At 40.5% G+C, this 22,325-nt stretch carries 21 protein-coding genes; 11 read left to right on the top strand and 10 right to left on the bottom strand.

All coding sequences use genetic code 11. From position 1 onward, the window contains the following. Window positions 1-8: 8 nt before the first annotated feature. From ACFQ3Q_RS08865 to ACFQ3Q_RS08855, 3 genes are all read left to right on the top strand, one after another. A complete protein-coding gene (locus ACFQ3Q_RS08865; RefSeq protein ID WP_380744941.1) occupies window positions 9-632 on the top strand; it encodes a YqaA family protein in 624 nt (207 codons plus the stop codon). Window positions 633-743: 111 nt separating this feature from the next. Then, window positions 744-1,529, top strand: coding sequence for a DUF1206 domain-containing protein (locus tag ACFQ3Q_RS08860; RefSeq protein ID WP_380744939.1), 786 nt, complete (start codon window positions 744-746; stop codon window positions 1,527-1,529). A gap of 48 nt (window positions 1,530-1,577) precedes the next feature. After that, window positions 1,578-1,736, top strand: a complete 159-nt coding sequence (locus ACFQ3Q_RS08855) for a YqaE/Pmp3 family membrane protein (protein WP_072552264.1) — start codon at window positions 1,578-1,580, stop codon at window positions 1,734-1,736. 62 nt (window positions 1,737-1,798) lie between these two features. Here the strand turns inward: ACFQ3Q_RS08855 and galE are convergent, their stop codons facing one another. Next, window positions 1,799-2,839: a UDP-glucose 4-epimerase GalE gene (gene galE / locus ACFQ3Q_RS08850; protein WP_380744937.1), complete on the bottom strand. Its 1,041-nt coding sequence runs from the start codon at window positions 2,837-2,839 to the stop codon at window positions 1,799-1,801. Between the two features lie 168 nt (window positions 2,840-3,007). Here galE and ACFQ3Q_RS08845 point away from each other — a divergent pair, with 168 nt between their 5' ends. The 3 genes from ACFQ3Q_RS08845 to ACFQ3Q_RS08835 are packed head-to-tail and all read left to right on the top strand — an operon-like array spanning window position 3,008 to window position 5,729. Next, window positions 3,008-3,292 (top strand): DUF3817 domain-containing protein, encoded by a 285-nt coding sequence (locus ACFQ3Q_RS08845; protein ID WP_380744936.1) that lies wholly within the window; start codon window positions 3,008-3,010, stop codon window positions 3,290-3,292. 3 nt (window positions 3,293-3,295) lie between these two features. After that, the gene (locus ACFQ3Q_RS08840; RefSeq protein ID WP_380744934.1) at window positions 3,296-4,585 is read left to right on the top strand and encodes a mechanosensitive ion channel family protein; all 1,290 of its coding nucleotides are present in this window, start codon (window positions 3,296-3,298) and stop codon (window positions 4,583-4,585) included. A gap of 49 nt (window positions 4,586-4,634) precedes the next feature. Then, window positions 4,635-5,729: an endonuclease/exonuclease/phosphatase family protein gene (locus ACFQ3Q_RS08835; protein WP_380744932.1), complete on the top strand. Its 1,095-nt coding sequence runs from the start codon at window positions 4,635-4,637 to the stop codon at window positions 5,727-5,729. Here the strand turns inward: ACFQ3Q_RS08835 and ACFQ3Q_RS08830 are convergent. The 4 genes from ACFQ3Q_RS08830 to ACFQ3Q_RS08815 all read right to left on the bottom strand — a co-directional run bounded on the left by ACFQ3Q_RS08830 (window position 5,726) and on the right by ACFQ3Q_RS08815 (window position 8,914). Further along, the gene (locus tag ACFQ3Q_RS08830; RefSeq protein WP_380744930.1) at window positions 5,726-6,121 is read right to left on the bottom strand and encodes an acyl-CoA thioesterase; all 396 of its coding nucleotides are present in this window, start codon (window positions 6,119-6,121) and stop codon (window positions 5,726-5,728) included. The two genes, ACFQ3Q_RS08835 and ACFQ3Q_RS08830, sit on opposite strands and share 4 nt — an antisense overlap. Window positions 6,122-6,247: 126 nt before the next feature. Next, window positions 6,248-6,661 (bottom strand): NUDIX domain-containing protein, encoded by a 414-nt coding sequence (locus tag ACFQ3Q_RS08825; RefSeq protein WP_380744928.1) that lies wholly within the window; start codon window positions 6,659-6,661, stop codon window positions 6,248-6,250. Continuing rightward, window positions 6,661-7,533 (bottom strand): DUF72 domain-containing protein, encoded by an 873-nt coding sequence (locus ACFQ3Q_RS08820; RefSeq protein ID WP_380744926.1) that lies wholly within the window; start codon window positions 7,531-7,533, stop codon window positions 6,661-6,663. Before ACFQ3Q_RS08820 ends, ACFQ3Q_RS08825 begins: the two co-directional genes overlap by 1 nt. Window positions 7,534-7,555: 22 nt before the next feature. Then, window positions 7,556-8,914, bottom strand: coding sequence for an NAD-dependent succinate-semialdehyde dehydrogenase (locus tag ACFQ3Q_RS08815; protein WP_380744925.1), 1,359 nt, complete (start codon window positions 8,912-8,914; stop codon window positions 7,556-7,558). A 171-nt stretch (window positions 8,915-9,085) separates the two neighbouring features. Between ACFQ3Q_RS08815 and ACFQ3Q_RS08810 the strand changes: the two genes are divergently transcribed. After that, entirely contained in the window at window positions 9,086-9,493 is a 408-nt protein-coding gene (locus ACFQ3Q_RS08810; protein ID WP_380744923.1) for a glyoxalase, read from the top strand. Here ACFQ3Q_RS08810 and ACFQ3Q_RS08805 read toward each other — a convergent pair. Next, window positions 9,470-10,201: a DUF3307 domain-containing protein gene (locus ACFQ3Q_RS08805; RefSeq protein ID WP_380744922.1), complete on the bottom strand. Its 732-nt coding sequence runs from the start codon at window positions 10,199-10,201 to the stop codon at window positions 9,470-9,472. The two genes, ACFQ3Q_RS08810 and ACFQ3Q_RS08805, sit on opposite strands and share 24 nt — an antisense overlap. Beyond that, window positions 10,191-10,862, bottom strand: a complete 672-nt coding sequence (locus ACFQ3Q_RS08800) for a hypothetical protein (RefSeq protein WP_380744920.1) — start codon at window positions 10,860-10,862, stop codon at window positions 10,191-10,193. The genes ACFQ3Q_RS08805 and ACFQ3Q_RS08800 overlap by 11 nt, the downstream gene beginning before the upstream one ends. A 196-nt stretch (window positions 10,863-11,058) precedes the next feature. Here ACFQ3Q_RS08800 and ACFQ3Q_RS08795 point away from each other — a divergent pair, with 196 nt between their 5' ends. Further along, window positions 11,059-11,508 carry a transcription elongation factor gene (locus ACFQ3Q_RS08795; RefSeq protein WP_380744918.1) on the top strand — a complete coding sequence of 150 codons (450 nt, stop codon included), beginning with the start codon at window positions 11,059-11,061 and terminating at the stop codon, window positions 11,506-11,508. On the opposite strand, the gene ACFQ3Q_RS08790 is transcribed toward ACFQ3Q_RS08795, so the two are convergent. Further along, window positions 11,509-13,554: an HD family phosphohydrolase gene (locus ACFQ3Q_RS08790; protein WP_380744916.1), complete on the bottom strand. Its 2,046-nt coding sequence runs from the start codon at window positions 13,552-13,554 to the stop codon at window positions 11,509-11,511. A gap of 114 nt (window positions 13,555-13,668) precedes the next feature. Between ACFQ3Q_RS08790 and ACFQ3Q_RS08785 the strand changes: the two genes are divergently transcribed. Continuing rightward, window positions 13,669-14,850, top strand: a complete 1,182-nt coding sequence (locus ACFQ3Q_RS08785; protein ID WP_380744915.1) for an acetyl-CoA C-acyltransferase — start codon at window positions 13,669-13,671, stop codon at window positions 14,848-14,850. A 24-nt stretch (window positions 14,851-14,874) separates the two neighbouring features. Beyond that, a complete protein-coding gene (locus ACFQ3Q_RS08780; protein WP_380744913.1) occupies window positions 14,875-15,624 on the top strand; it encodes a C40 family peptidase in 750 nt (249 codons plus the stop codon). An 83-nt stretch (window positions 15,625-15,707) separates the two neighbouring features. Here ACFQ3Q_RS08780 and ACFQ3Q_RS08775 read toward each other — a convergent pair whose 3' ends face one another. Both ACFQ3Q_RS08775 and gyrA read right to left on the bottom strand, forming a co-directional pair. Further along, complete coding sequence (locus ACFQ3Q_RS08775) at window positions 15,708-16,946, bottom strand: tetratricopeptide repeat protein (RefSeq protein ID WP_380744911.1); 1,239 nt, start codon at window positions 16,944-16,946, stop codon at window positions 15,708-15,710. Between the two features lie 21 nt (window positions 16,947-16,967). Beyond that, window positions 16,968-19,499 (bottom strand): DNA gyrase subunit A, encoded by a 2,532-nt coding sequence (gene gyrA, locus ACFQ3Q_RS08770; protein WP_380744909.1) that lies wholly within the window; start codon window positions 19,497-19,499, stop codon window positions 16,968-16,970. A gap of 248 nt (window positions 19,500-19,747) precedes the next feature. Here gyrA and ACFQ3Q_RS08765 point away from each other — a divergent pair, with 248 nt between their 5' ends. Continuing rightward, window positions 19,748-22,309 (top strand): ATP-dependent Clp protease ATP-binding subunit, encoded by a 2,562-nt coding sequence (locus ACFQ3Q_RS08765; protein WP_380744908.1) that lies wholly within the window; start codon window positions 19,748-19,750, stop codon window positions 22,307-22,309. Window positions 22,310-22,325 lie beyond the last annotated feature (16 nt).

The following is a 22,325-nucleotide window of genomic DNA, read 5'->3' as shown; positions in this document are numbered from 1 at the left end:
CTTCGTTAATGAAAAAGAAGAATGCGAAATCTAAAAAAAGGAAATCGCGTATTCGCTTGATGCACCAGTATTACAGCTACACAGGGTTTTACAATTTTGTATGGCGTAGTGTGAAGAAAGCGATAATACCTATTATTCTTTTTGTTGCGGCACTTTTTGCTTTAGACAGGTATGTTCTAGACGTGGAAGGAATGCTGGTTACAGTAACCGAAACCTACTCCCCGTTAGGAATTATTACCGTTTTTCTTATTTCTGAATCCTTACTTGGTCTTATCCCCCCGGAGTTATTTATCGCCTGGTCCGGAAAGTCTTCTACCCCTATTTTATTCTTAACTTTTCTTGCCGCTGCATCTTATGTGGGTGGTATCATTTCTTATTATATCGGCAGGGCCATTACCAAGATCGAGGTGGTACACCAGCAAATGGAGGTGAAAATGGCACAACACATTAAGAATACCCGAAAATGGGGCGGTTTCCTTATTGTAGTGGGAGCACTCCTCCCAATACCCTTTGCAATGACCAGTATTGCAGCCGGGATCATTAAATTTCCTTTCCAGAGCTACTTAATGTTCGGCCTGCTTAGATTCCTGAGGTTTTACCTCTACGCCCTGGTTATCTTCGAGATGGTGTAACCACCTACTTTTCTTTAAGAAAGATTAAAAAGAATTAAACTTTTGCCAATTTGACTTAGGGTCTCTTTCATTTCAATTAATTTAGTTTCAACCAACTAATAAATTGATCTTATGAATACCAAGTTAAAGAAAGTGGCCCGTACGGGATACGTGGCCAAAGGTATTGTTTATGGAATCACCGGAGTTCTTACTTTTCTGGCAGCTTTTAATATGGGCGGACAAAAGGCCGGAAAGTTACAGGTTATGGATTTCCTTGAGAAGCAGCCCTTTGGGAATGTCCTTCTTGTGCTTATAGCTATTGGCCTGTTATGCTATGTTGTATGGAGGTTTATCCAGTCTTTCCAGGATCCCGAACATATTGGCGAAGACACCAAGGGAAAGATAAAAAGAGTAGCTTTCTTCATTAGTGGATTAATATACCTGGGAATTGCAGGTTATGCCGTTATGCAACTTCTTAATACCGGATCATCTTCCGGGGGAAGCGGAGGCCCCATGTCTTCAATCTTAACCGGATCAGCCGGGGTTTATATATTTGCTATAATCGGAATTTCACTGGCCGGAACCGCAATTTACCAGATAAGAAGAGCTCTTACAGGCAAATACCTGAAAAATTTCGATTATAAATCTATCTCTGAAGAAAAAAGAAGGAAGACCATCAAGAATACGGGATACCTTGGGCATATAGCCAGAGGCATTATTTTCGGGATTCTTTCTTTCTTCTTTATACGTGCCGCAATACATTCAGATACCAACGATATTAAAAGTACGGCCGATGCTTTTTCATTCCTTCAGGATTCCTCTTACGGGTCCTGGTTAATGGGAATAGTAGCTGCCGGGCTTGTATGCTACGCTATTTACGTATTTATGGTTGCCCGTTACCGAAAGTTTCAAGGGTAACCACAGAAAAAGATCCAACTAATTTTAAACGACTAAAACCAAATAGATATGTCTTTATTAACCATTATTTTAAATATCCTTTTACCACCTTTAGCTGTGTTTATGAAACACGGCTTAGGGGTAACGTTCTTAATAAGTTTACTGCTTACAGCATTAGGCTGGATACCCGGAGTAATCCACGCATTCCTTGTGAACGGAACCCGGTAAACCATAAAAAAGGAGCCTGATGAGGCTCCTTTTTTAATAGCTGTATTTTACGGTATTACACTCTAATTGTCAGATTCTTCCCTGCGCTGAACTTCTTTTTGCCATTTCCAGGCACTCTCCAAGGCCTCATCTAAGCCTAGTTGTGCTTTCCATTTAAGATCTTCGTTTGCCTTTGTAGTATCTGCGTAGGCTGCAGTGATATCTCCTTCTCTCCTGTCAGCGATCCTGTAAGGTAATTTTTGTCCTGTTACCTTTTCGAAAGTCTTGATCACTTCCATCACCGAATTACCCTTTCCGGTACCAAGGTTAAAGATTTCGAAATTAGCTTTTTCCTGACCATTCAGTAACCTTTCCAAAGCAACCACATGAGCCCTGGCAAGGTCCATAACATGAATATAATCCCTTATACAGGTACCATCAGGAGTTGGGTAGTCATCCCCAAAAACCGATAACTCTTCTCGTTTTCCAATAGCGGTTTGGGTAATAAATGGAATCAGATTCTGCGGTGTACCTATTGGCAGCTCCCCGATATCTGCACTGGGGTGTGCTCCTATCGGGTTAAAATACCTCAGTGCAATGGCTTTAAAATCACCCAGCGCTTTACAAGTATCGGCAAGGATCTCTTCCCCTATTTGCTTAGTATTGCCGTAAGGAGACTCTGCTTTCTTAACCGGTGCGTTCTCGCTTATTGGCAATTCATCTGCCTGGCCGTAAACGGTACAGGAAGAACTAAAAATAAAATTAGCACTCCCTTTCTGCTTTAACTCCTGCAGCAAATACACCAGGCTCGAAATATTATTTTCATAGTATAGCAGTGGATTCTCAACACTTTCTCCTACGGCCTTTGAAGCAGCAAAATGAATTACCCCTTCAATGTCGGGATGCTTCTCAAAAAGTTCTTTAACGTGTTGTTTTTCCCTTAAATCCCTATTTTCAAAAACAGGATCCTTTTGAGTGATCTTGGCGATTCCACCTAATACGTCTACAGACGAATTAGAAAGGTTGTCAACAATCACCACATTAAAACCTTTTTCCTGAAGGGCTACCGCTGTATGGGAACCTATGAAACCAAGCCCCCCGGTAACCAATATTTTTGAACTCATTAAAATGTTTATTTTAGACGCAAAATAAGAAAATTCGACTCGTAGAAAGTTAAAGAAACAATAATAATATTCCAGGGTATCCTTTAATGATCCTGCTCCTGGATTTAATGAAACTAATTAGTTTAAAATATTCTATATCACTTATCTTTGCCGCTTAAATGATCGGTTATGTCTATCAACAAAAAAATAAAGGTATTCAAATGGATAAGCATTCTTGAAGGCTTGTCATTTTTAATATTGCTTTTTCTGGCAATGCCACTTAAGTATTTCTTCGATTCTCCGGAAATGGTACGCCAGGTTGGAATGGCTCACGGGATCCTTTTTATAGCCTATGTGCTCGGGGCATTTTTGCTTTATAATGCAATGAATTGGAAATGGAAGGAAATGTTAATAATTTTAGCCTGTTCTTTGGTGCCGTTCGGGCCATTTTATGTTGAAAAACGATACCTGTAGTCTATGGATATTACTGAGGCAATTAAAGACCTTTTCTGCCTGCTTGAAGAAATGCTTCTTTCAAACGGTGTAAATCCAGAAGTTGCCCAATATTTGAACCTTCTGGTAAACATTCTGGTTCTCATATCCGTGATCATAGGTTTAAATTACCTGGTGAAAACCTTTGTTATAGAAGCATTCCGAAGTTTCACCAATAAGACCAAAACAACTTTCGATGATTTTCTGGTTAAGACAAATTTCCCAAAGTATATAGGCCAGGTCCTGCCCTTATTGATACTGTATTATACAGTGCCTATTATCCTGAATGATTTCCCTCTGGCTTTTAAGGTCTTCGACTTTATCTTCGAAATTTATGTTATCCTGCTGGTGGTATGGATCGTGAGAAGTTTTTTAAGAACTTCCAAGAACTACCTTCGCACACTGGAATCTTATAAAGATAAGCCTGTAGAAAGTTATATACAGGTTGTGATGATCGTAGTCTGGTTATTCGCCTTCCTGTTTATTCTAGCTGAAATTACCGGAGAAGAAGTATTGAATTTTATTATCTCTCTTGGTGCGGCTTCGGCGGTGCTGCTATTAATATTCAGGGATACCATTCTTGGTTTTGTAGCTTCTATACAAGTCTCTGTTAACGATATCGTAAGGATTGGAGACTGGATCACCTTTAGTAAATATGGTGCCGACGGAACGGTGACCGAGATCAATCTTGCAACGGTAAGAGTTCAGAACTGGGATAACACTTATACAACTATCCCCACCTATAGCCTTATTTCAGATTCATTCCATAACTGGCGGGGAATGCAGGAGTCTTCCGGAAGAAGGATAAAAAGAGCTGTTCATATTAAACAGAATTCGGTAAAGTTTATTTCCAGGGAAGAGCTTGATGAGCTTAAAAAAATAAGCCTCATAGCGCCTTATCTTGAGAACAGGCAGGAGGATATCGACAAATACAATACTGAAAATAATATTGATAAGTCAATTCTTATCAATGGTCGAAATCAAACCAATCTTGGGGTTTTCCGAAAATACATAGACACCTATCTGCACGAGCATTCTGCCATTCACAAAGAGATGTATATCATTGTCAGGCATCTGGCACCCACAGCCCAGGGTATTCCGCTTGAGGTCCTTTGTTTCAGCAGAGATAAACGTTGGGAAAATTTCGAGTACATTACAGCCGACATTTTCGACCATATTATTGCTGCCGTTCCCTACTTCAAATTGCAGCTGTTCGAATCGCCTTCCGGAGATGACATTTTGCAAATTTCTTCACAAATAAAAGGGGAGAAATAATTTAAAGTTTACCTTTAGCTTTTATCAACCTAATTAAGCCCGGGTGTTTATGAAGTTAAAAAGATTTTTACAGGGGTTCGGAATTATTGCGGTACTCCTCACCCTTGTTCCTCTGATCGCTGCCGATTACTGGTGGATAAGGATGTTTGATTACCCTCATATTCAGCTCACTTTATTAACACTTACGGCTATTTCAGCGTATTTCATAAGATTCGACATTAAACGTTATGAAGATTATGCGTTTATGATCGTTCTGCTGGCTTGTTTCACTTTTCAGTTCTTAAAGATCGCGCCCTACACCCCAATTACGCCTTATGAGATCAACAAGACCAAAAAACAGGCAGATATAAAAATCTTAACGGCAAATGTGCTTCAAAAGAATAAAGAAAAGGATTCCCTGATAAATGAAGTAAAAAAGCATAAACCCGATGTGATCGTTTTCACCGAGACCGATGCCGCCTGGCAGAATGCAATCTCAAAAGGCTTTAAGGAATATCCTTACCGGAGTGAAGCCCCCTTAGACAACACCTACGGAATGCTTGTATATTCAAAACTCCCACTGATAGATCCGGAGGTGAAATATATTGTAGATGACAGTATTCCTTCGGTCCACGCCAAGATAGAATTGAAAAATGGTGAAAAGATCCAGCTGTTTGCCATTCATCCTACGCCTCCAATGCCGCAGCATAATCCGTCTTCTACAGACAGGGATGCGGAAATGATGAAGATCGCTAAATTAACCAGGGAATCTGAATTACCTGTAATTGTGATCGGAGACTTTAATGATGTTGCCTGGTCCTCTACAACCTCCCTGTTTAAAAATGTGGGTGGCCTGTTAGATATCAGGGTTGGTCGTGGTTTCTATAACACTTTTAACGCCAAAAGTTTCCTTATGCGCTGGTCTCTGGACCATATCTTCCTTACTGAAGAGTTCAGGTTAAAAGAAATAGGAACCGGAGGGGAAACAGGATCAGATCACTTTCCTTATTATGCCTCACTGAGTCTTGAACCTGAAAAGGCCGAAGAACAAAAACCTGATTCTCCTTCGCCCGAGCAACTTAAAGATGCCAACGAACAGATAAAGGAAGAGGAAAAAGAAAACAAGGAAAAGCAACAAGAAAAGCGGGAAGAACAACAAAGTTAGCTTTTGTCATTCAGCCTGTCTTTTACGAACTCGACCTTGGTCTTCCCGTGAGGTTTGGGTTTCCCATTCTCATCCAGGGTAACCATAATGATCTTCTCTATACTGATAATGGAAGAACGCGTCATTTTATTCCTTACTTCACATCGCAACTGGATAGATGTGGTCCCGAATTTCAGGACCTCTATTCCAATCTCAATAATATCGCCCTTTTTGGCCGAATTCTGAAAGTTGATCTCACTCATATACTTGGTAACCGTTTTAGGGTTCTCAAGCTGAATGATACTATAAAGAGCACATTCCTCATCTATCCATTCCAAAACGCGCCCCCCGAAAAGGGTTCCGTTAGGGTTAAGGTCCTGCGGTTTTATCCATTTCCTGGTGTGAAATCTCATCTTTTTATTTTAAAATTAGCCATTATAAACCACCTGGTAAAGTTTGCCCGTAAGTTTTGAAAAATTCGAAATTCAGGCCTTTTTAATCTTTAAATTAAAAATAAGAGGCCTTCAAAATTCACAAAATCACAGGTAGCTCTGGGCAGCTTTAATAATTTCTTCATGGTCAAACGCCAGATCCGGAAGATTGTCTATATCAAACCATTTTGCCTCTTTGGCATCATCGCTGGGTTTTAGCTCTTCCTCACAAAAGATTCGGCTTAAGAATGCTACAGATATAGTTCTTCCTCTGGGATCCCTTCCGGGCTTTCCAAAGGCTCTCACCTGCTCCATCACATCTACCTTTACTCCGGTCTCTTCTTTCAGTTCTCTTTTTGCAGCATCTTCCAGATCTTCATCATCTTCTATAAAACCTCCGGGTAAAGCCCAGTGGTCCTGAAAAGGATCATTTTTTCTTTTTATAAGCAATACTTTAAAATCTTTCTCAACATTACAAAGCACTACACTATCTACGGTAACTGCTACTTCCTGCTGTTTCATTACTTTAGGGTTTTTGGAATTTTAATATTTGTTTTAAACTTTTTATTGAACTTCTCTATGAAATAGGCCGACAATAATGGCGAAGCTTCTTCAACATTTTGATGGACAAAAAAATACAATTTCTTCAGGCCAAGTTCCTGCCATTCTTCAAACCTTTCCAGCCAGTCATCCAGCCTGGTATAATCACTTGGATGATTAGCTCCGTTATACCGGATAAAAGCTGTAGAATTAGTCAGCCTCATATGCAGCATATCCCTTCTGCCAGCAGTATCCGTAATGATACTGGATACATTATTGGCAAGCAGAATATCATTAAGCTCCTCCACAACTTTTTCATCATTGAACCAATCCGGGTGCCTGAACTCTGCGGCCAGGGGAATTTCATTGGGCCAATGTTTAAAGAAAGGATCCAGCCTGTCTATAAACTTAGGCATAAAATTCTCCGGCATCTGCAGAAAAACGCTTCCCATTTTATCTTTAAGCGGAAGGATATTCGTCACAAAATCATCTACCAGCCTCTCTGCATCGTTAAGCCGCTTCATATGGCTTATAAGTCGTGGCACCTTTGGGCAAAACTGAAAATTTCCTTCGGCCTTAGAACCCCAGACCTTAAATTGCTCTTCAGGGAACATTCGGTAAAAGGAGGCATTTAGCTCGATAGAATTGAACTGACTTGCATAATAACTGAGCTCATCCTTTGTTCCTCTCGGGTAAAAATTCTTAAGGTCTTTTCTGTTCCATTTAGCACACCCAATTCTGACATCCTCAAGTCCTTTTGCCTTACTTTTTCCGAGAACTTCCCTGGTCTGTTTGTGAGTTGGAGGCAAAGTGAAGTCCACCTGCTCCGGGTGATCAACTTTTCCGAATTTCATAAATAGCTAAGGTTTAACCGACTTAAAATTTATTGAAATATACCGTTTTACAGTTAACGAACTCCCTGATTCCGTGCTCTGAAAGTTCTCGACCATAACCACTTATCTTAGTTCCTCCAAAAGGAAGTCTCGGATCACTTTTTACTAACTCGTTCACGAAAACTGCTCCATCTTCAAATTCAGGAACAAGATTTGCTGCAAACTCGGGATCTTCGGTAAAGATAGATACCCCAAGACCAAAACTTGAAGTGTTCACGAGTTCTACGGCCTCTTTATCTGTTTTAAAAGTAGTGACAGAAATGGCAGGGCCAAAAGTCTCTTCCTCAAATACGGGCATACCTTTTTTGACGCCGGTAATAATAGTTGGTTCAAAATAAGCCTTATCTCGATTACCCCCCAGGATTACCTCTGCCCCCTGCTCTACCGATCTATTCACCTGATCTTCCAGGTCTTCAGCAAGATCTTCCCTGGCAAGTACTCCTATAAAGGTTTCCTCATCTGCAGGATCTCCGCTTTTGAGCTCCCTTACCTGTTTCACGAACTCCTCCATAAACTCATCGGCTATGTTTTCGTGCAATAGCAGGCGTTTTCCGGCAATACAACTTTGCCCTGTATTCTGAAACCTTGCCATAACACAGGTTTTCACACTCTCCTTAATATTTGCATCCTTAAAGATTACCAGAGCATTGCTTCCTCCCAGCTCCAGGACAGATTTCTTTATTTCTTCCCCGGCTACAGAGGCCACCGCACCTCCCGCGGGCTTACTCCCTGTAAGTGTAACAGCCTTCACACGTTTATCTCTTATGACCTCTTCTACCTTTTTACTGCCTATTACAAGGTTTTGAAAGCAGCCTTCAGGAAATCCTGCCCGCTCAAAAACTTTCTGAATATTATTAGCCGAGATCATCACATTGCTGGCGTGCTTCAGAACCCCAATATTACCGGCCATAAGCGCCGGAGCAGCAAACCTGAATACCTGCCAGAAGGGATAGTTCCAGGGCATTACCGCAAGAACAACTCCCAAAGGTTCATAGCTCACATAACTTTTTGCTGCATCGGTCTTTATATTTTCATCGGCCAGGTGTTTCTCTGCATTCTCTGCATAATATTCACAAACCCACGCACATTTTTTAACTTCTGCTATAGCCTGGCTAATGGGTTTTCCCATCTCTGCACTAATATCCTTAGCGTATTCTTCCTTATTTTTTTTCAGCTCTTTTGCCGCGTTCAACATAAGTTTAGCACGCTCTTTGAAGCTTGTTTTTTTCCAGGAAGAAAAACGTGAATTTGCTTTTTCCAAAGCTTCATCAATTTCGGTCTTGGTTAACTCTTTAAATTTTTTAAGCTCTTTTCCTGAATATGGATTTTTAGAAATTATCATTATTAGTGGTTAATTACATTCCTTTTAAATATATAAATAAGTACAGGATTGCCGGGACCGATTAAGACGACTTTAACGTCCCGCCCAATGTTTATAAGTAGTTTACAACTCTAATTGCCAGGCAGGTAAACTCCCTGAGTAATTCATTAAATTTAAGAAACCTTACTCGTTATGAATCCACGTGATCTTCAATTACTAGAAATGAGGCCCGAGATTCCTTCAGCTAAAATCTCGGAGAACATGAGTTTTGATGAGAAATTTCAGAACCAAAGCCTCCGCCCCGTTGTAAAGCTTCAGAACGATCTTCTTATTGAAGTTTTCAAAAATTATGTTGCAAAACATAAGAACGCCTTTTATGAATTAAGCCTGGAGAAACGCTTCAGTTACATTGAAAATGCCATCCAAAAGGATATCAAATTCAGAAATAGCCTGAAAGGAATGATCATTGGCCAGTTTACTATTGAAGAGTATGCACAGTACATCCGGAATTCCTCGGCCCTCAACAAGCGAATGATGAATTTGGTAAAGGAGCGCTTACAGGATAATATACAGCTTTTACAACGCGATATGGCGTATTAAGAGCCCGATAATTATCGTTACGGCAAAACTCATAAGTGTACCAATCAGGACGTACTCCGTTTGCTTACGCGCACCGGTATCAGACTTATCACTAAAGCGCAAAATAGATTTGGCAGCTATAAGGAAACCTATTGCCGAAAAGTTTCCGGTAAGGATAAAGGTGAGTACCAGAACACGCTCAAAGATCCCTATATAACGTCCTGCCGCCTCAAGACTTCCTTCAACATTAGTGCTGTCAAGTTCATAATGCCATCTCTTGGTAGCTTTACCAATAAGAAATCCCACCGGGAAAATCACTAACAGGTATGCGATAGAAATCGCAAGAATTACGGGAGATTTGAATATACTTTCAACAACCGGTAATACCTCACCAAAACCTTTAATAATATAGAGCCAGGCGATAAAGATTACAATTAAATGAAGAGCCTGGTCCAGAAGGAAAATCTTCAGGTTGTCTTTCTTACCCAGTATCTTCCAAAGATCTATAAAGTAATGGCTTATGGAGATCACTAAAGCAACCGGCCAGAACCGGAAGTCCCAGAGAATCAACAAGGTTAAAAGCCCTGCAAGCAAAGAATGGATATAAAGGTATACAGAAGCCGCTTTACTAGCTCTTTTATGATTAACCCATTTTGCGGGCTGTAAAACAAAGTCAGTTAAAATGTGGGCAAGGAGAAGTTGTAATAAGATCAAGCTGCTATTTTCCATTATCAAATTTCTCTGAAATTACTTTTTCATAACGTTCCAGCAAAACTTTTATGGCATCCCATCCTGCCGCTTTCTTACGCTGGTTTACGGCCGACTGGCTTATCTTTAGCAGAGCGGCAATTTCTGTTTCTTTTTTATCTTGTAATAAATAGTAGATTACTTCGGCCGAAGCCGTGCTCCATCTTTCTGTCGTAAGATCAAGAAAAGAAAGGCTTACATTAAATTCCTGGTTTATGTTTTCTTCCGGAGTTTTTAAACGTAATTTCCTGGATTCATATTTCATTTCGTCCAGGGTAAGCCCGGAAAACCTAAAGGCCTGGCCGTTGGATTCTGAAATATTCTTGCGTTCCACTTCAATACTTCCGACCCCTATAGCAATCCGAAGATCTGCTGAGACTGCAGCCGCCCTGCTGGAAGGGCTTTTTTCGTCAGATTCCAGCATATTCACAGCGGTCTTGAGCCTTAGCGCCAGCAAAAGAGCCTCAGAAGGCCTATACACTACGCCCTGCAAACTATCCCCTCTGTAGATCCTGAAATCATTAGGAGCCTGTTCTCCGGCAATCATTTTGAACTCCTGCTTAAGCCTGTTTATGACCAGGTTGAGCATTTCCTCTCCATAATTGGAAGAATCAATTAGATCGGCTGTTATTACGGCTTTCATAATTTCAAATTTAACAAATATAAGTTAAAAACCTAATTTTTAATATATATAAGTATAATAGCTTATATTATATCAAAATAAGTCTAGAGCCTTCATTATAGTAAAGCTAAAAAAGCAGATATTAAATTTTTCCTAAATATTCTTTCAGCTAACATTGCTTACTTAATTTTAGATTAATCAACTAAAAAAGATATCAATGATAAATAATAAGAAAGAACTATTCATCAAATGTGAGGATGCTGTTAATGATAAAATTGACAAGTATGAGAAGGAGCTGGATATGATCCGGGAGTCGATGGAAGCTAATGATGTAAAGACCGATTATGACGAAGACAACAAAGGCCAGTTGCTCAACGATTTTGAAAAATATGCCGCTCGATTAAACGAAGCCAGGGAAATGAAAGAAAAACTGGAAAGTATAGACCGCGAACACTATAGCGAAACTGTAGATTTTGGAAGTGTTGTTGAAACTCAGGATCACTATTACTATGTTTCGGTGCCTGTAGGAGAAGTTGAGCTGGAAGATGGAAGCACCGTATTTACTATTTCTACCGAAGCTCCAATCTATGAGCACTTAAAGGGTAAAAAAGCCGGAGACAGCTTTAGCTTCAACAACAATGAGTTCAAGATTGTAAATGTTCATTAATTATTCCGGATACTCAATACGCAAATGATAGATGTTCTTAAGCTTTCGTTTAAGGATCTTCTTGATAAGCTGAATCTCCTTAAAGGTGATATTCGCGTTTAAGAACTGACCTTCATCCATTTGTTTATTGATAATCTTCTCCACAAAATTATCGATCAGTGCGGAAGTAGGCTCTTTAAGGCTCTTACTCGCCGCCTCTACACTATCACACATCATCAGGATCGCGGTTTCCTTGCTGAAAGGAATGGGACCCGGATAACGAAAATCATCTGAAGGGGCATTCTCATTGGTCTCCTTCTCTTTTTTATAGAAATAATAAACCGTTGTGGTTCCGTGGTGTGTTCTAATGAAATCTATTACCCTGTCGGGAATATTATTCTTCTTGGCGATCTCAATACCCTTAATCACATGATCTATGATGATCTGGGCACTTTCCCGTGGAGAAAGTTCATCGTGAGAGTTCACTGAAGTGGTCTGATTCTCGGTAAAGTAAGTAGGGTTATGCATCTTCCCTATATCGTGAAACAAAGCCCCCACCCTAACCAGCATTGCATTAGCCTTAATCTCGTTGGCTGCGGCTTCCGCCAGATTAGCAACATTAAGAGAGTGGTGAAAGGTCCCCGGGGCCTTTTCTGCAAGTTCCTTTAAAAGTTTTGAATTGGTATCCGAAAGCTCCAATAGCGACATATCTGACACCATTCCGAAAATCTTTTCATAAATATAGATAAGTGGCTGTACAAATAAGGTAGCCAGTCCACCCAGTAAAAAAGTAATAAACACTTCAGCCTTAACATCGGCTATACTTCCTTCCTGGATAATGGTAAATGCAAAATAGGAAATGATATAAACCAAAGTAATCTGCCCCACAGAAATAAAGAGATTAGCTCTTTTATACAATTCCGAAACGGTAAGTATGGTCACTATCCCGGCAATGATCTGAAGGAACATATACTCATAACTGTTAGGCACAATGAAGCCCAGCAACAAAACGGTAATGACGTGTGCAAACAGGCCAAGTCGTGCATCAAAAAACGCCTTAAGACTTAAGGGCAAGATACAGAGAGGCACAACGTACACATAATTAATGTTGAAATTCACAACAATGGTAGTGAGCATCACCATAAATATGATATTGAAGAATATAAAGGTAACCTTCACATTATTCTCAAAAATGGCCGGGCGATATTTCCTGATGAATAAAAGCAGCATCAAAAGCGCCATACATACCAAAGCACTATACCCCAGCAGGATCCAGTTGTAGTTGGATTTACTCCACATTTGGGACTCATATTCGGTCTTCAGAGACCTCAATACATTATATTTATCTCCTTCAACCACTTCCCCTTTGGAAATCACCCTGCTCCCCTGCTCTATACTGCCACGGGTATATGAAATACTGTTTAACTTACTTTCGAGTTCTTTTTGGGTAAGCTCATTATCAAATACTACGTTAGGTTCCAGAGAGTCATAGAACACCTCGAGAAGCTCGGTCCTGAAAGGCATCAGCCCGGAACCTTCGATCCTGGAGTTCAAAAAGCTCCTTATTTCTCCCTGCTTGAGCAGGTTTTTATAGGAAATCTGATAAGCCTCATTTCCTTTACGCAAATAGATAAGCTGGTCGGGCTCCAGCCGGTTATTCTCCTGGAGCAATCCATTCTTGTAAATTTCGTCTATGGTCTGGTTTATAAAGCCGGTGATCTGCGGTTTGAACTGTGAAAGAATAGTATCCGAAAATGTGATGTCGATCTCCTGAAGCGCATCTTCCTTGACCCTTTCCACAACTTCGGCATTAAACTTATAATAAGGGATATGGTTATTCTTGATCGCCTGTTTTTCGGCATTTATCTCTGCATCGGTTTTAAGAATGGCAAAATCGAAAGGCGCATAAAGATTTTCATATTGCCAGGGTTTACCCTTCGGGATCTCGTATTTAAATTTTCCGCCTTTAGGAAGCAGATAAACGATTAATACCGAAGTAAGTATGAATAAAAAAACCTTATAAAAAAGAGCCTGATTTTTATACAGGTTATTTACAAATTTGGCCATAGAAAATTAACTATAAATCAAATGTACTAAATTTTATCCGTCAGCTGTGTTGTCTTGCCAAGTTCCTTATAAAATCACTAAATTCGCAACACAGGAAAAACTAAAACATAAATTATGAATAATGAAGTTGTAATAGTAAGTGCTGCCAGAACCCCAATTGGGAGTTTTTTAGGCGGACTTTCAAGCGTTCCGGCTCCTAAATTGGGATCTATCGCGATAAAAGGAGCCCTGGAAAAAATAAACCTGAAGCCGGAAATGGTGGAAGAAGTACTAATGGGAAATGTTGTTCAGGCCGGTGTGGGCCAGGCTCCTGCAAGACAGGCTGCACTTGGTGCCGGAATTCCTGATACCGTTCCCTGTACCACTGTAAATAAAGTTTGCGCAAGTGGAATGAAAGCGGTGATGCAGGCCGCACAATCAATTATGTTAGGTGACACTTCTATTGTGGTTGCCGGTGGAATGGAAAATATGAGTATGATCCCTCATTATGTGCATATGAGAAAAGGTCAGAAATTTGGTCCTGCGAAACTGGAAGACGGAATGCAGAAGGACGGACTTGTAGATGCCTACGATCATAATGCAATGGGGGTATGTGCCGACCTTTGCGCTACAGAACATAAATTCTCCAGAGAAGACCAGGATGAATTTGCGATAAAGTCTTATGAGCGTTCAGCAAAGGCTTGGGCCGATGGGAAATTCGACAACGAAGTAGTTCCTGTTGAAGTACCACAGCGCAAAGGAGATCCTCTTGTGATCAAGGAAGACGAAGAGTTCAAGAACATAAAAATGGAAAAGATCAAGTCTTTACGTCCTGCTTTCAGTAAAGACGGAACTGTAACGGCTGCAAATGCTTCAACCATTAACGATGGTGCCGGTGCAATGGTATTGATGAGTCGCAAAAAGGCTGAAGAATTAGGCCTTGAGGTTCTTGCCACTATCAAAAGTTTTGCTGATGCGGCACAGGAGCCAAAGTGGTTTACAACCGCTCCTGCTAAAGCATTACCAAAAGCTCTTGAAAAAGCAGGCATCACTAAAGATGATGTGGATTTCTTTGAATTTAATGAAGCTTTCGCTGTGGTTGGTCTTGCCAATATGAAACTTCTCGGGTTAACCGACGAGAATACCAATGTAAACGGAGGTGCAGTTTCCTTAGGACACCCGCTTGGATGCAGTGGAGTTCGCATCCTCATAACACTATTGAGCGTACTGGAGCAAAACAATGCTAAAATTGGAGCAGCCGCTATATGTAATGGTGGTGGTGGTGCCTCAGCAATGGTAATTGAAAGAAATTCATAATATATTCTAGATAATCATTATTGAATGCAATACGGAATTTGCCTCTTAAGCATTGTGCCGCTTCGCTCCCAAGCTTCTGATGAAAGCGAAATGGTTTCACAGATTTTGTATGGAGAACACTTTAAAATTTTAGAAGAACGGGCAAAATGGAGCAGGATTCGTGTTGCATTCGATTCTTATGAGGCCTGGATCAGTAATAAGCAGTTTCAAAAAATTGAAGAAGCCCAATTCAAGCGGTTAAACGAACAAAAACCGCAGTTATCTTCAGACTTGATTGAATACGTAACTGATGAAAACGGGCATTTAATGCCAATTCCCATTGGTTCAGTTCTTAATGCCACAAATCATTTCAAGCACATATTTGAAGGAATAAAGGTAAGCGGAAAGAAACCAAAACCTGAATTGATAAATTCAGCACTACTCTATCTTAACAGCCCATACAGCTGGGGAGGAAAATCCCCGTTCGGGATAGACTGCAGCGGCTTTACGCAAATGGTTTATAAGCTGAACGGCTATAAATTAAAAAGGGACGCCGCTGAGCAGGCAAAGCAAGGAGAAGCATTAAGCTTTATTGAAGAAAGCGAGGCTGGTGACCTGGCCTTCTTTGATGACAAGGAAGGGGTTATCGATCACGTGGGGATTATTATGAATGATAATTATATTATTCACGTAGACGGAAAGGTTAGAATTGACAGGATTGACCATTCCGGGATATTTAATGCCGATCTCAGAAAACACACCCATCAGCTAAGGGTGATCAAAAAGATTATCTAAATTCAACATATCTATTAGATATGAAGCATAAAAAAACCGCTGAAGAAATTCAGCGGTTTTTTTATTTCAGTATTCAACAGGATCTACTGCTCAAGCATAGCCTTCATTTCTTTGGCTTTCTCTGGCATATCAAGTTGACTATAAATATTCATTGCTGTTTGAATAGCATTTATGTTTTGAGGATCTTTCTCAATCACCTTTTCAAGGTAAGGAATTGCTTCTTTATAAATCTCCTTACGCTCTTCCATAAGTTCTTTATAACGCTTATCGTCTTCCTTACTCATTCCAAGACCATTCATCTCGTCAATGATATCTCTTTCTTTAGCAAGGATAGCAACAACGATATTCATTCTTGCCTCGTTCATATCAGGATCAAGCTCTAAAGCTTTTTTGTAATACTCAATTGCCTTTTCTGTTTTACCAAGTTCAGCACTGCTTACTCCAAGGTTGTAATAAAGAGACGGATCGTCTGGAGCTTCTTCTACAAGATCTTCCATAAGTTCTCTATATTTCTCTTTATCTCCCATCTGGTAATACATATTGGCTTCTGCCTGAAGAAGGCCTACATCACCCGGGTTTTCTGCTTTGGCAGACTCCATAGCTGCAATAGCTTTATCGTTTTTCTCCTGGCTTATGTAGATAAGAGCGATATTCTTCGCGATCTCACCTTTTTTAGAAGGAAGCTTTTTATCCTGAGGATCTTTATACTGTCCGCTTTTTACCATAAGGTCTCTTTGATCCTTTGGCATTACTTCTTCCTGCCCGGTCTCTACATTTACTGCAGTGTACTCCATACCAGACCCGTCATAATCCAGGTCTCTAAGCATTTCGTAATAACCTAGAGCAGCATCATAGTTTTGAGCATTAAGTGAGTTGGCAGCGGCGTAATAAAGATAAACGGTATCCTGTTTATTCAACTCGTAGCTGGCATATAGCTTATCTGCCGCTTTTTCATAATTCTCAGTGTTCTGATCTTCCACAGCACTCTGAACAAGGCTGTTCCTTACCTTCATAAGTCCTTCTTCAGCCTCTTCGCTACCCATATCGGCAGCCTTTTGAAATGCTTCAGCAGCGGTTTTAGCATCTTCTACAGATACATTTTTACCGGCTCCTAAATATGCCTGTCCTTTATATAGGTAAAATCTTTCAGTCCATTTATCATTAGCCTCAGAAAGCTTTGGTTCAGCTTTATCAATAAAGGCTTTAGCTTCTGCGTAATTACCGTCCTCTACGGCGTCTTCCGCATCTTTGATCTCATCTTTTTGAGCAAAAGCTGTCATAGTTAGTACTGACAGCGCTACACTTAGAATATTGGTTTTCATGTGTTTTGGTTTATTATTTAATTATTCTTCACTATTATCTGCAATAGTTGTGCCATCGGTGGCATTTCCTGTCGCATCAGGGGTTTCAGCATCCTCCATAGCTTCTACATCATCTTCATCATGCATTACTTTTGCAACAGCGGCAATTGCATCTTTGCCTTTCAGGTTTATAAGTCTAACTCCCTGAGTTGCACGACCCATAACCCGCAGGCTTTCAACCTCCATTCTAATGGCAATACCCGACTTGTTTATGATCATCAGGTCATCATTGTCTGATACATTCTTTATTGCGACAAGATGTCCTGTCTTTTCACTGATAGAAATCGTTTTAACTCCTTTACCACCACGGTTCGTTACACGATAGTCCTCAAGACTGGATCTTTTTCCGTAACCTTTTTCAGAAACTACCAATATGTCAGATTCCTGGTCACTTACGGACACCATTCCTACAACTTCATCATCATCGTCAGCCAGAGTGATACCTCTAACTCCCGAAGCATTTCTACCCATAGGTCTTGTCTTGCCTTCTTCGAACCTAATGGCTTTTCCGCTCTTTACGGCAAGCATCACTTCACTGTTCCCATCGGTTAATTTGGCTTCAAGCAGCTCATCACCTTCTTTAATGGTAATAGCATTAATCCCGTTAGTTCTTGGTCTTGAATATTGCTCCAGAGAAGTCTTTTTCACCTGACCTTTCTTCGTGGCCATAATTACAAAGTGATTGTTGACGTATTCCTCATCTTTGAGGTCCTGGGTACAGATAAATGCCTTCACTCTGTCATCGGGATCTATATTGATAAGGTTTTGAATAGCTCTACCTTTAGAAGCTTTACTTCCTTCAGGAATTTCAAAAACCCTCATCCAGAAACATTTCCCTTTTTGAGTAAAGAAGATCATATACTGGTGGTTGGTTCCGGTGAAAAGATACTCAAGAAAATCTTCGTTTCTTGTGGTAGATCCTTTCTGTCCAACTCCTCCCCTGTTCTGAGTCTTGTATTCGTTAAGGGAAGTCCTTTTAATATATCCGGCGTGAGAAATGGTGATAACCACCCGCTCATCAGGGATCATATCTTCTATGCTAAGGTCACCTCCTGAATATTCGATCACAGATCTTCGTTCGTCACCGAATTTCTCCTTAACCTCAATTAATTCATTCTTTATCACCTCCATTCTTCGCTCTTTACGGGCAAGAATATCCTTAAGGTCTTCAATGGTTTTTAAGATCTCTTCATATTCAGCTCTTAACTTATCCTGCTCCAGGCCGGTAAGTTGTCTAAGTCGCATTTCAACGATAGCGCGCGCCTGAACTTCGGTAAGTTCAAAACGCTCCATCAGCTTCTCCCTTGCTTCTTCAGCATTTCCGGAAGCTCTTATGAGCGCTATTACTTCATCAATATTATCTGAAGCAATGATCAATCCTTCCAATATATGCGCCCTGTCTTCAGCCTTCTTAAGTTCGTATTCGGTACGACGAACCACCACTACGTGACGATGCTCAACAAAGTGATAAATGATATCCTTAAGATTGAGCAATTCCGGTCTTCCGTTAACAAGTGCAATATTATTCACACTAAAAGAAGACTGAAGAGCGGTGTGCTTAAACAAAGTGTTTAATACAATATTAGGGATAGCATCTCTTTTAAGCTGATACACGATCCTCATTCCGTTACGGTCAGATTCATCTCTAATCAGGCTAATCCCTTCAATTTTCTTGTCATTAATAAGGTCGGCCGTCTTTTTGATCATATCGGCCTTATTTACCTGATAAGGGATCTCTGTAACCACAATGCTCTCACGCCCATTAACCTCCTCAAGCTGGGTCTTGGCCCGCATTACGATACGACCTTTCCCGGTTTTAAAGGCTTCACGAACTCCGTCGTAACCATAAATGATTCCTCCGGTTGGAAAGTCAGGAGCTTTAATGTGCTCTATAAGCTCATCTATTTCGATATCGTGATTATCAATATACGCTATAGTCCCGTCTATAACTTCCGAAAGGTTATGCGGCGCCATATTGGTAGCCATACCTACTGCAATACCACTTGCCCCATTCACTAATAAATTAGGAATACGGGTTGGCAATACTACAGGTTCATTAAGAGAGTCATCAAAGTTAAGCTGAGTATCTACAGTTTCTTTATCAATATCTGCAAGCATATCCTCGCTTATCTTACGCATACGAGCCTCCGTATAACGCATTGCTGCAGGACTGTCGCCGTCTACTGAACCAAAGTTACCCTGCCCATCAACAAGCATATATCTCATACTCCATTCCTGGGCCATTCTAACCATGGTGTCATATACTGAAGAATCCCCGTGAGGGTGATACTTACCAAGCACCTCACCCACAATTCTGGCAGACTTCTTATACGCCCTGTTAGAAAGTACTCCAAGTTCATACATTCCAAACAGAACCCTACGGTGTACTGGCTTTAACCCGTCACGAACATCGGGTAATGCACGTGACACAATGACCGACATTGAATAATCAATGTAGGCCGATTTCATTTCGTCTTCAATGTTGATAGGAATTAACTTTTCTCCTTCAGCCATATTAAGTAGTTTATTTTAGTTCAAAAATCTAACGTGCCAATTTACATATTTTATCGGTGTTTCACGCCGCTTTAGTGCCAACTTTTAACAAATTTTATTAACAAATTTTTAGTGGAATTTGGTTAATAAGTTCACTACTTTCCACTTTGATAATTAAAAGTAATTTTGTCAATTAGCTTACGACTCAATAACAGGTACAGTTTTTGAACCATTTGAGTAAAATAAAATTAGAGAGAAAGGAAAATAAAATGGATGATAATTTTTCACCAAGAGTAAAAGATGTTATTGCTTACAGCAAGGAGGAAGCATTGAGATTGGGCCACGACTTTATTGGCACCGAACATCTTATGCTTGGTCTTTTGCGAGATGGAGATGGGAAAGCTATAGATATTTTAAATGCATTAGATATAGATTTAGGTCACTTAAGAAGAAAAGTAGAGATCTTGAGCCCGGCCAATCCTGATACTGCAATGGTTTCTAACGAAAAGAGAAATCTGCACCTTACCCGCCAGGCAGAAAGAGCCTTAAAGACCACTTTCCTGGAAGCTAAACTATTCCAGAGTTCGAACATTAATACCGCACACTTACTATTGTGCATACTTAGAAATGAGAACGATCCTACCACTAAGCTTTTAAATAAGCTCAAGATAGATTATGACGGAGTTAAGGATCAGTTTAAATATATGATTGCTAACGACGATAATGATTATCAGGGACCGACTGCAGAATCTTTCTCAGATGAAGACAGTGCGGCAGACGACCCTACCCGTGATAATCCGTTTAGCGGCAGTGCCGGCCCGGGGAAAACCTCCAAGAAATCAAAGACTCCGGTCTTGGATAATTTCGGAAGGGACCTTACAGCCTTAGCAGAACTGGATAAGCTGGACCCTGTTGTGGGTCGTGAAAAGGAAATCGAAAGGGTTTCACAAATTCTAAGCCGTCGTAAAAAAAACAACCCGCTCCTAATAGGAGAACCGGGGGTTGGTAAATCTGCAATTGCTGAAGGTCTTGCCTTAAGGATCGTAAAACGTAAAGTATCCCGAATTTTATTCGATAAACGGGTGGTTACTTTAGACCTTGCCAGCCTGGTTGCCGGAACAAAATACCGCGGACAGTTCGAAGAGCGTATGAAAGCCGTGATGAATGAGCTCGAAAAGAACGACGACATCATTCTATTTATAGACGAGATACATACTATTGTAGGCGCCGGCGGTGCCACAGGAAGTCTTGACGCAAGTAATATGTTCAAACCTGCACTTGCAAGAGGTGAGATTCAATGTATTGGAGCTACTACTCTGGATGAGTACAGACAGTATATCGAAAAAGATGGTGCCCTGGAAAGAAGATTCCAGAAGGTGATCGTTGAACCTACAACAGTAGAAGAAACCATCGAGATCCTTAATAATATCAAGGACAAATACGAAGACCACCATAACGTGATCTATACTCCTGAGGCTATCGAGGCCTGTGTAAAACTTACCAACAGGTATATGACAGACAGGTTCCTTCCGGATAAAGCCATCGATGCTTTAGATGAAGCGGGCTCCAGGGTTCATATCACTAATATAGATGTCCCTAAAAAGATTATTGAGCTTGAAGCCAAACTTGAAGAAGTAAGAGAAAATAAAAATTCTGTTGTTAAAAAACAGAAATATGAAGAGGCTGCCAAGTTAAGGGATGATGAGAAGAATCTTGAAAAAGAACTTAGCATAGCTCAACAAAAATGGGAAGAAGAATCCAAGAAACACAAGGAAACAGTTTCTGAAGACAGCGTTGCCGACGTGGTCTCTATGATGACAGGTGTCCCTGTAAACCGTATAGCCCAAACCGAAAGTAACAAACTGGTTGAACTACCTAAGAAAATAAAAGGTAAGGTTATCGGGCAGGATAATGCAGTAGGCAAAGTGGTGAAAGCCATTCAAAGAAACCGTGCCGGGCTTAAAGACCCTAATAAACCTATAGGATCCTTTATTTTCCTTGGTCAAACCGGGGTTGGTAAAACCCAGCTGGCAAAGGTACTTGCTAGAGAATTATTTGATAATGATGACGCCTTGATCAGGATAGATATGAGTGAATATATGGAAAAGTTCGCTGTATCTAGATTGATTGGAGCACCTCCGGGATATGTCGGTTACGAAGAAGGTGGGCAACTTACTGAGAAGGTAAGAAGAAAGCCTTACGCCGTGATACTCCTGGATGAAGTTGAAAAAGCTCATCCAGATGTGTTTAACATGCTGCTACAGGTGCTTGATGATGGTTATTTAACAGATAGTCTTGGTCGTAAGATCGACTTCAGGAACACCATAATCATCATGACCTCCAATATCGGGGCCAGAAAACTTAAGGATTTTGGCCAGGGTGTAGGATTTGGTACTGCCTCTCAAAGATCACAGGCCGATGATAATGCAAGGAGTGTTATTGAAAATGCCCTTAAAAAAGCATTTGCACCGGAGTTCCTTAACCGTATTGACGATGTGGTGATCTTCAACTCTCTTGAGCGCGATGATATCCACAAGATCATCGATATTGAGCTTGCAAAACTATTCGAAAGAATTGGCGCTCTTGGTTATGACCTTTCCCTTAGCGATAAGGCTAAAGACTTTATTGCCGATAAAGGTTTTGACAAGCAATACGGAGCAAGACCCTTGAACAGGGCAATTCAGAAATACATTGAAGATGCCCTTGCCGAAGAAATCATCAACTCTAAAGTTGCTGAAGGAGACAAGATCTTTATGGATCTGGATGAAAAGAAAAATGAGCTGACCATAAAGGTGGAAAAAGCTTCAAAAAAAGAAGCTGAATCCGAATGATAAAAATTGAATTCAA

It is taken from the genome of Salegentibacter chungangensis (assembly GCF_042678405.1).
In the GTDB taxonomy this organism is placed as follows: Bacteria; Bacteroidota; Bacteroidia; order Flavobacteriales; family Flavobacteriaceae; genus Salegentibacter_A; species Salegentibacter_A chungangensis.
Note: the sequence above shows the minus strand (reverse complement) of the source record. Positions and strands in the feature narration are given on the sequence as shown.

Coding starts and splice junctions, on each gene's coding strand:
- ACFQ3Q_RS08815 (WP_380744925.1), bottom strand. CDS start 8,914: ATGATAATTTCTAAAAATCCATATTCAGGAAAAGAGCTTAAAAAATTT.
- ACFQ3Q_RS08780 (WP_380744913.1), top strand. CDS start 14,875: ATGCAATACGGAATTTGCCTCTTAAGCATTGTGCCGCTTCGCTCCCAA.
- ACFQ3Q_RS08805 (WP_380744922.1), bottom strand. CDS start 10,201: ATGGAAAATAGCAGCTTGATCTTATTACAACTTCTCCTTGCCCACATT.
- ACFQ3Q_RS08820 (WP_380744926.1), bottom strand. CDS start 7,533: ATGAAATTCGGAAAAGTTGATCACCCGGAGCAGGTGGACTTCACTTTG.
- ACFQ3Q_RS08835 (WP_380744932.1), top strand. CDS start 4,635: ATGAAGTTAAAAAGATTTTTACAGGGGTTCGGAATTATTGCGGTACTC.
- ACFQ3Q_RS08840 (WP_380744934.1), top strand. CDS start 3,296: ATGGATATTACTGAGGCAATTAAAGACCTTTTCTGCCTGCTTGAAGAA.
- galE (WP_380744937.1), bottom strand. CDS start 2,839: ATGAGTTCAAAAATATTGGTTACCGGGGGGCTTGGTTTCATAGGTTCC.
- ACFQ3Q_RS08810 (WP_380744923.1), top strand. CDS start 9,086: ATGAATCCACGTGATCTTCAATTACTAGAAATGAGGCCCGAGATTCCT.
- ACFQ3Q_RS08845 (WP_380744936.1), top strand. CDS start 3,008: ATGTCTATCAACAAAAAAATAAAGGTATTCAAATGGATAAGCATTCTT.
- ACFQ3Q_RS08775 (WP_380744911.1), bottom strand. CDS start 16,946: ATGAAAACCAATATTCTAAGTGTAGCGCTGTCAGTACTAACTATGACA.
- ACFQ3Q_RS08855 (WP_072552264.1), top strand. CDS start 1,578: ATGTCTTTATTAACCATTATTTTAAATATCCTTTTACCACCTTTAGCT.
- ACFQ3Q_RS08860 (WP_380744939.1), top strand. CDS start 744: ATGAATACCAAGTTAAAGAAAGTGGCCCGTACGGGATACGTGGCCAAA.
- ACFQ3Q_RS08795 (WP_380744918.1), top strand. CDS start 11,059: ATGATAAATAATAAGAAAGAACTATTCATCAAATGTGAGGATGCTGTT.
- ACFQ3Q_RS08800 (WP_380744920.1), bottom strand. CDS start 10,862: ATGAAAGCCGTAATAACAGCCGATCTAATTGATTCTTCCAATTATGGA.
- gyrA (WP_380744909.1), bottom strand. CDS start 19,499: ATGGCTGAAGGAGAAAAGTTAATTCCTATCAACATTGAAGACGAAATG.
- ACFQ3Q_RS08785 (WP_380744915.1), top strand. CDS start 13,669: ATGAATAATGAAGTTGTAATAGTAAGTGCTGCCAGAACCCCAATTGGG.
- ACFQ3Q_RS08765 (WP_380744908.1), top strand. CDS start 19,748: ATGGATGATAATTTTTCACCAAGAGTAAAAGATGTTATTGCTTACAGC.
- ACFQ3Q_RS08790 (WP_380744916.1), bottom strand. CDS start 13,554: ATGGCCAAATTTGTAAATAACCTGTATAAAAATCAGGCTCTTTTTTAT.
- ACFQ3Q_RS08825 (WP_380744928.1), bottom strand. CDS start 6,661: ATGAAACAGCAGGAAGTAGCAGTTACCGTAGATAGTGTAGTGCTTTGT.
- ACFQ3Q_RS08830 (WP_380744930.1), bottom strand. CDS start 6,121: ATGAGATTTCACACCAGGAAATGGATAAAACCGCAGGACCTTAACCCT.
- ACFQ3Q_RS08865 (WP_380744941.1), top strand. CDS start 9: ATGAAAAAGAAGAATGCGAAATCTAAAAAAAGGAAATCGCGTATTCGC.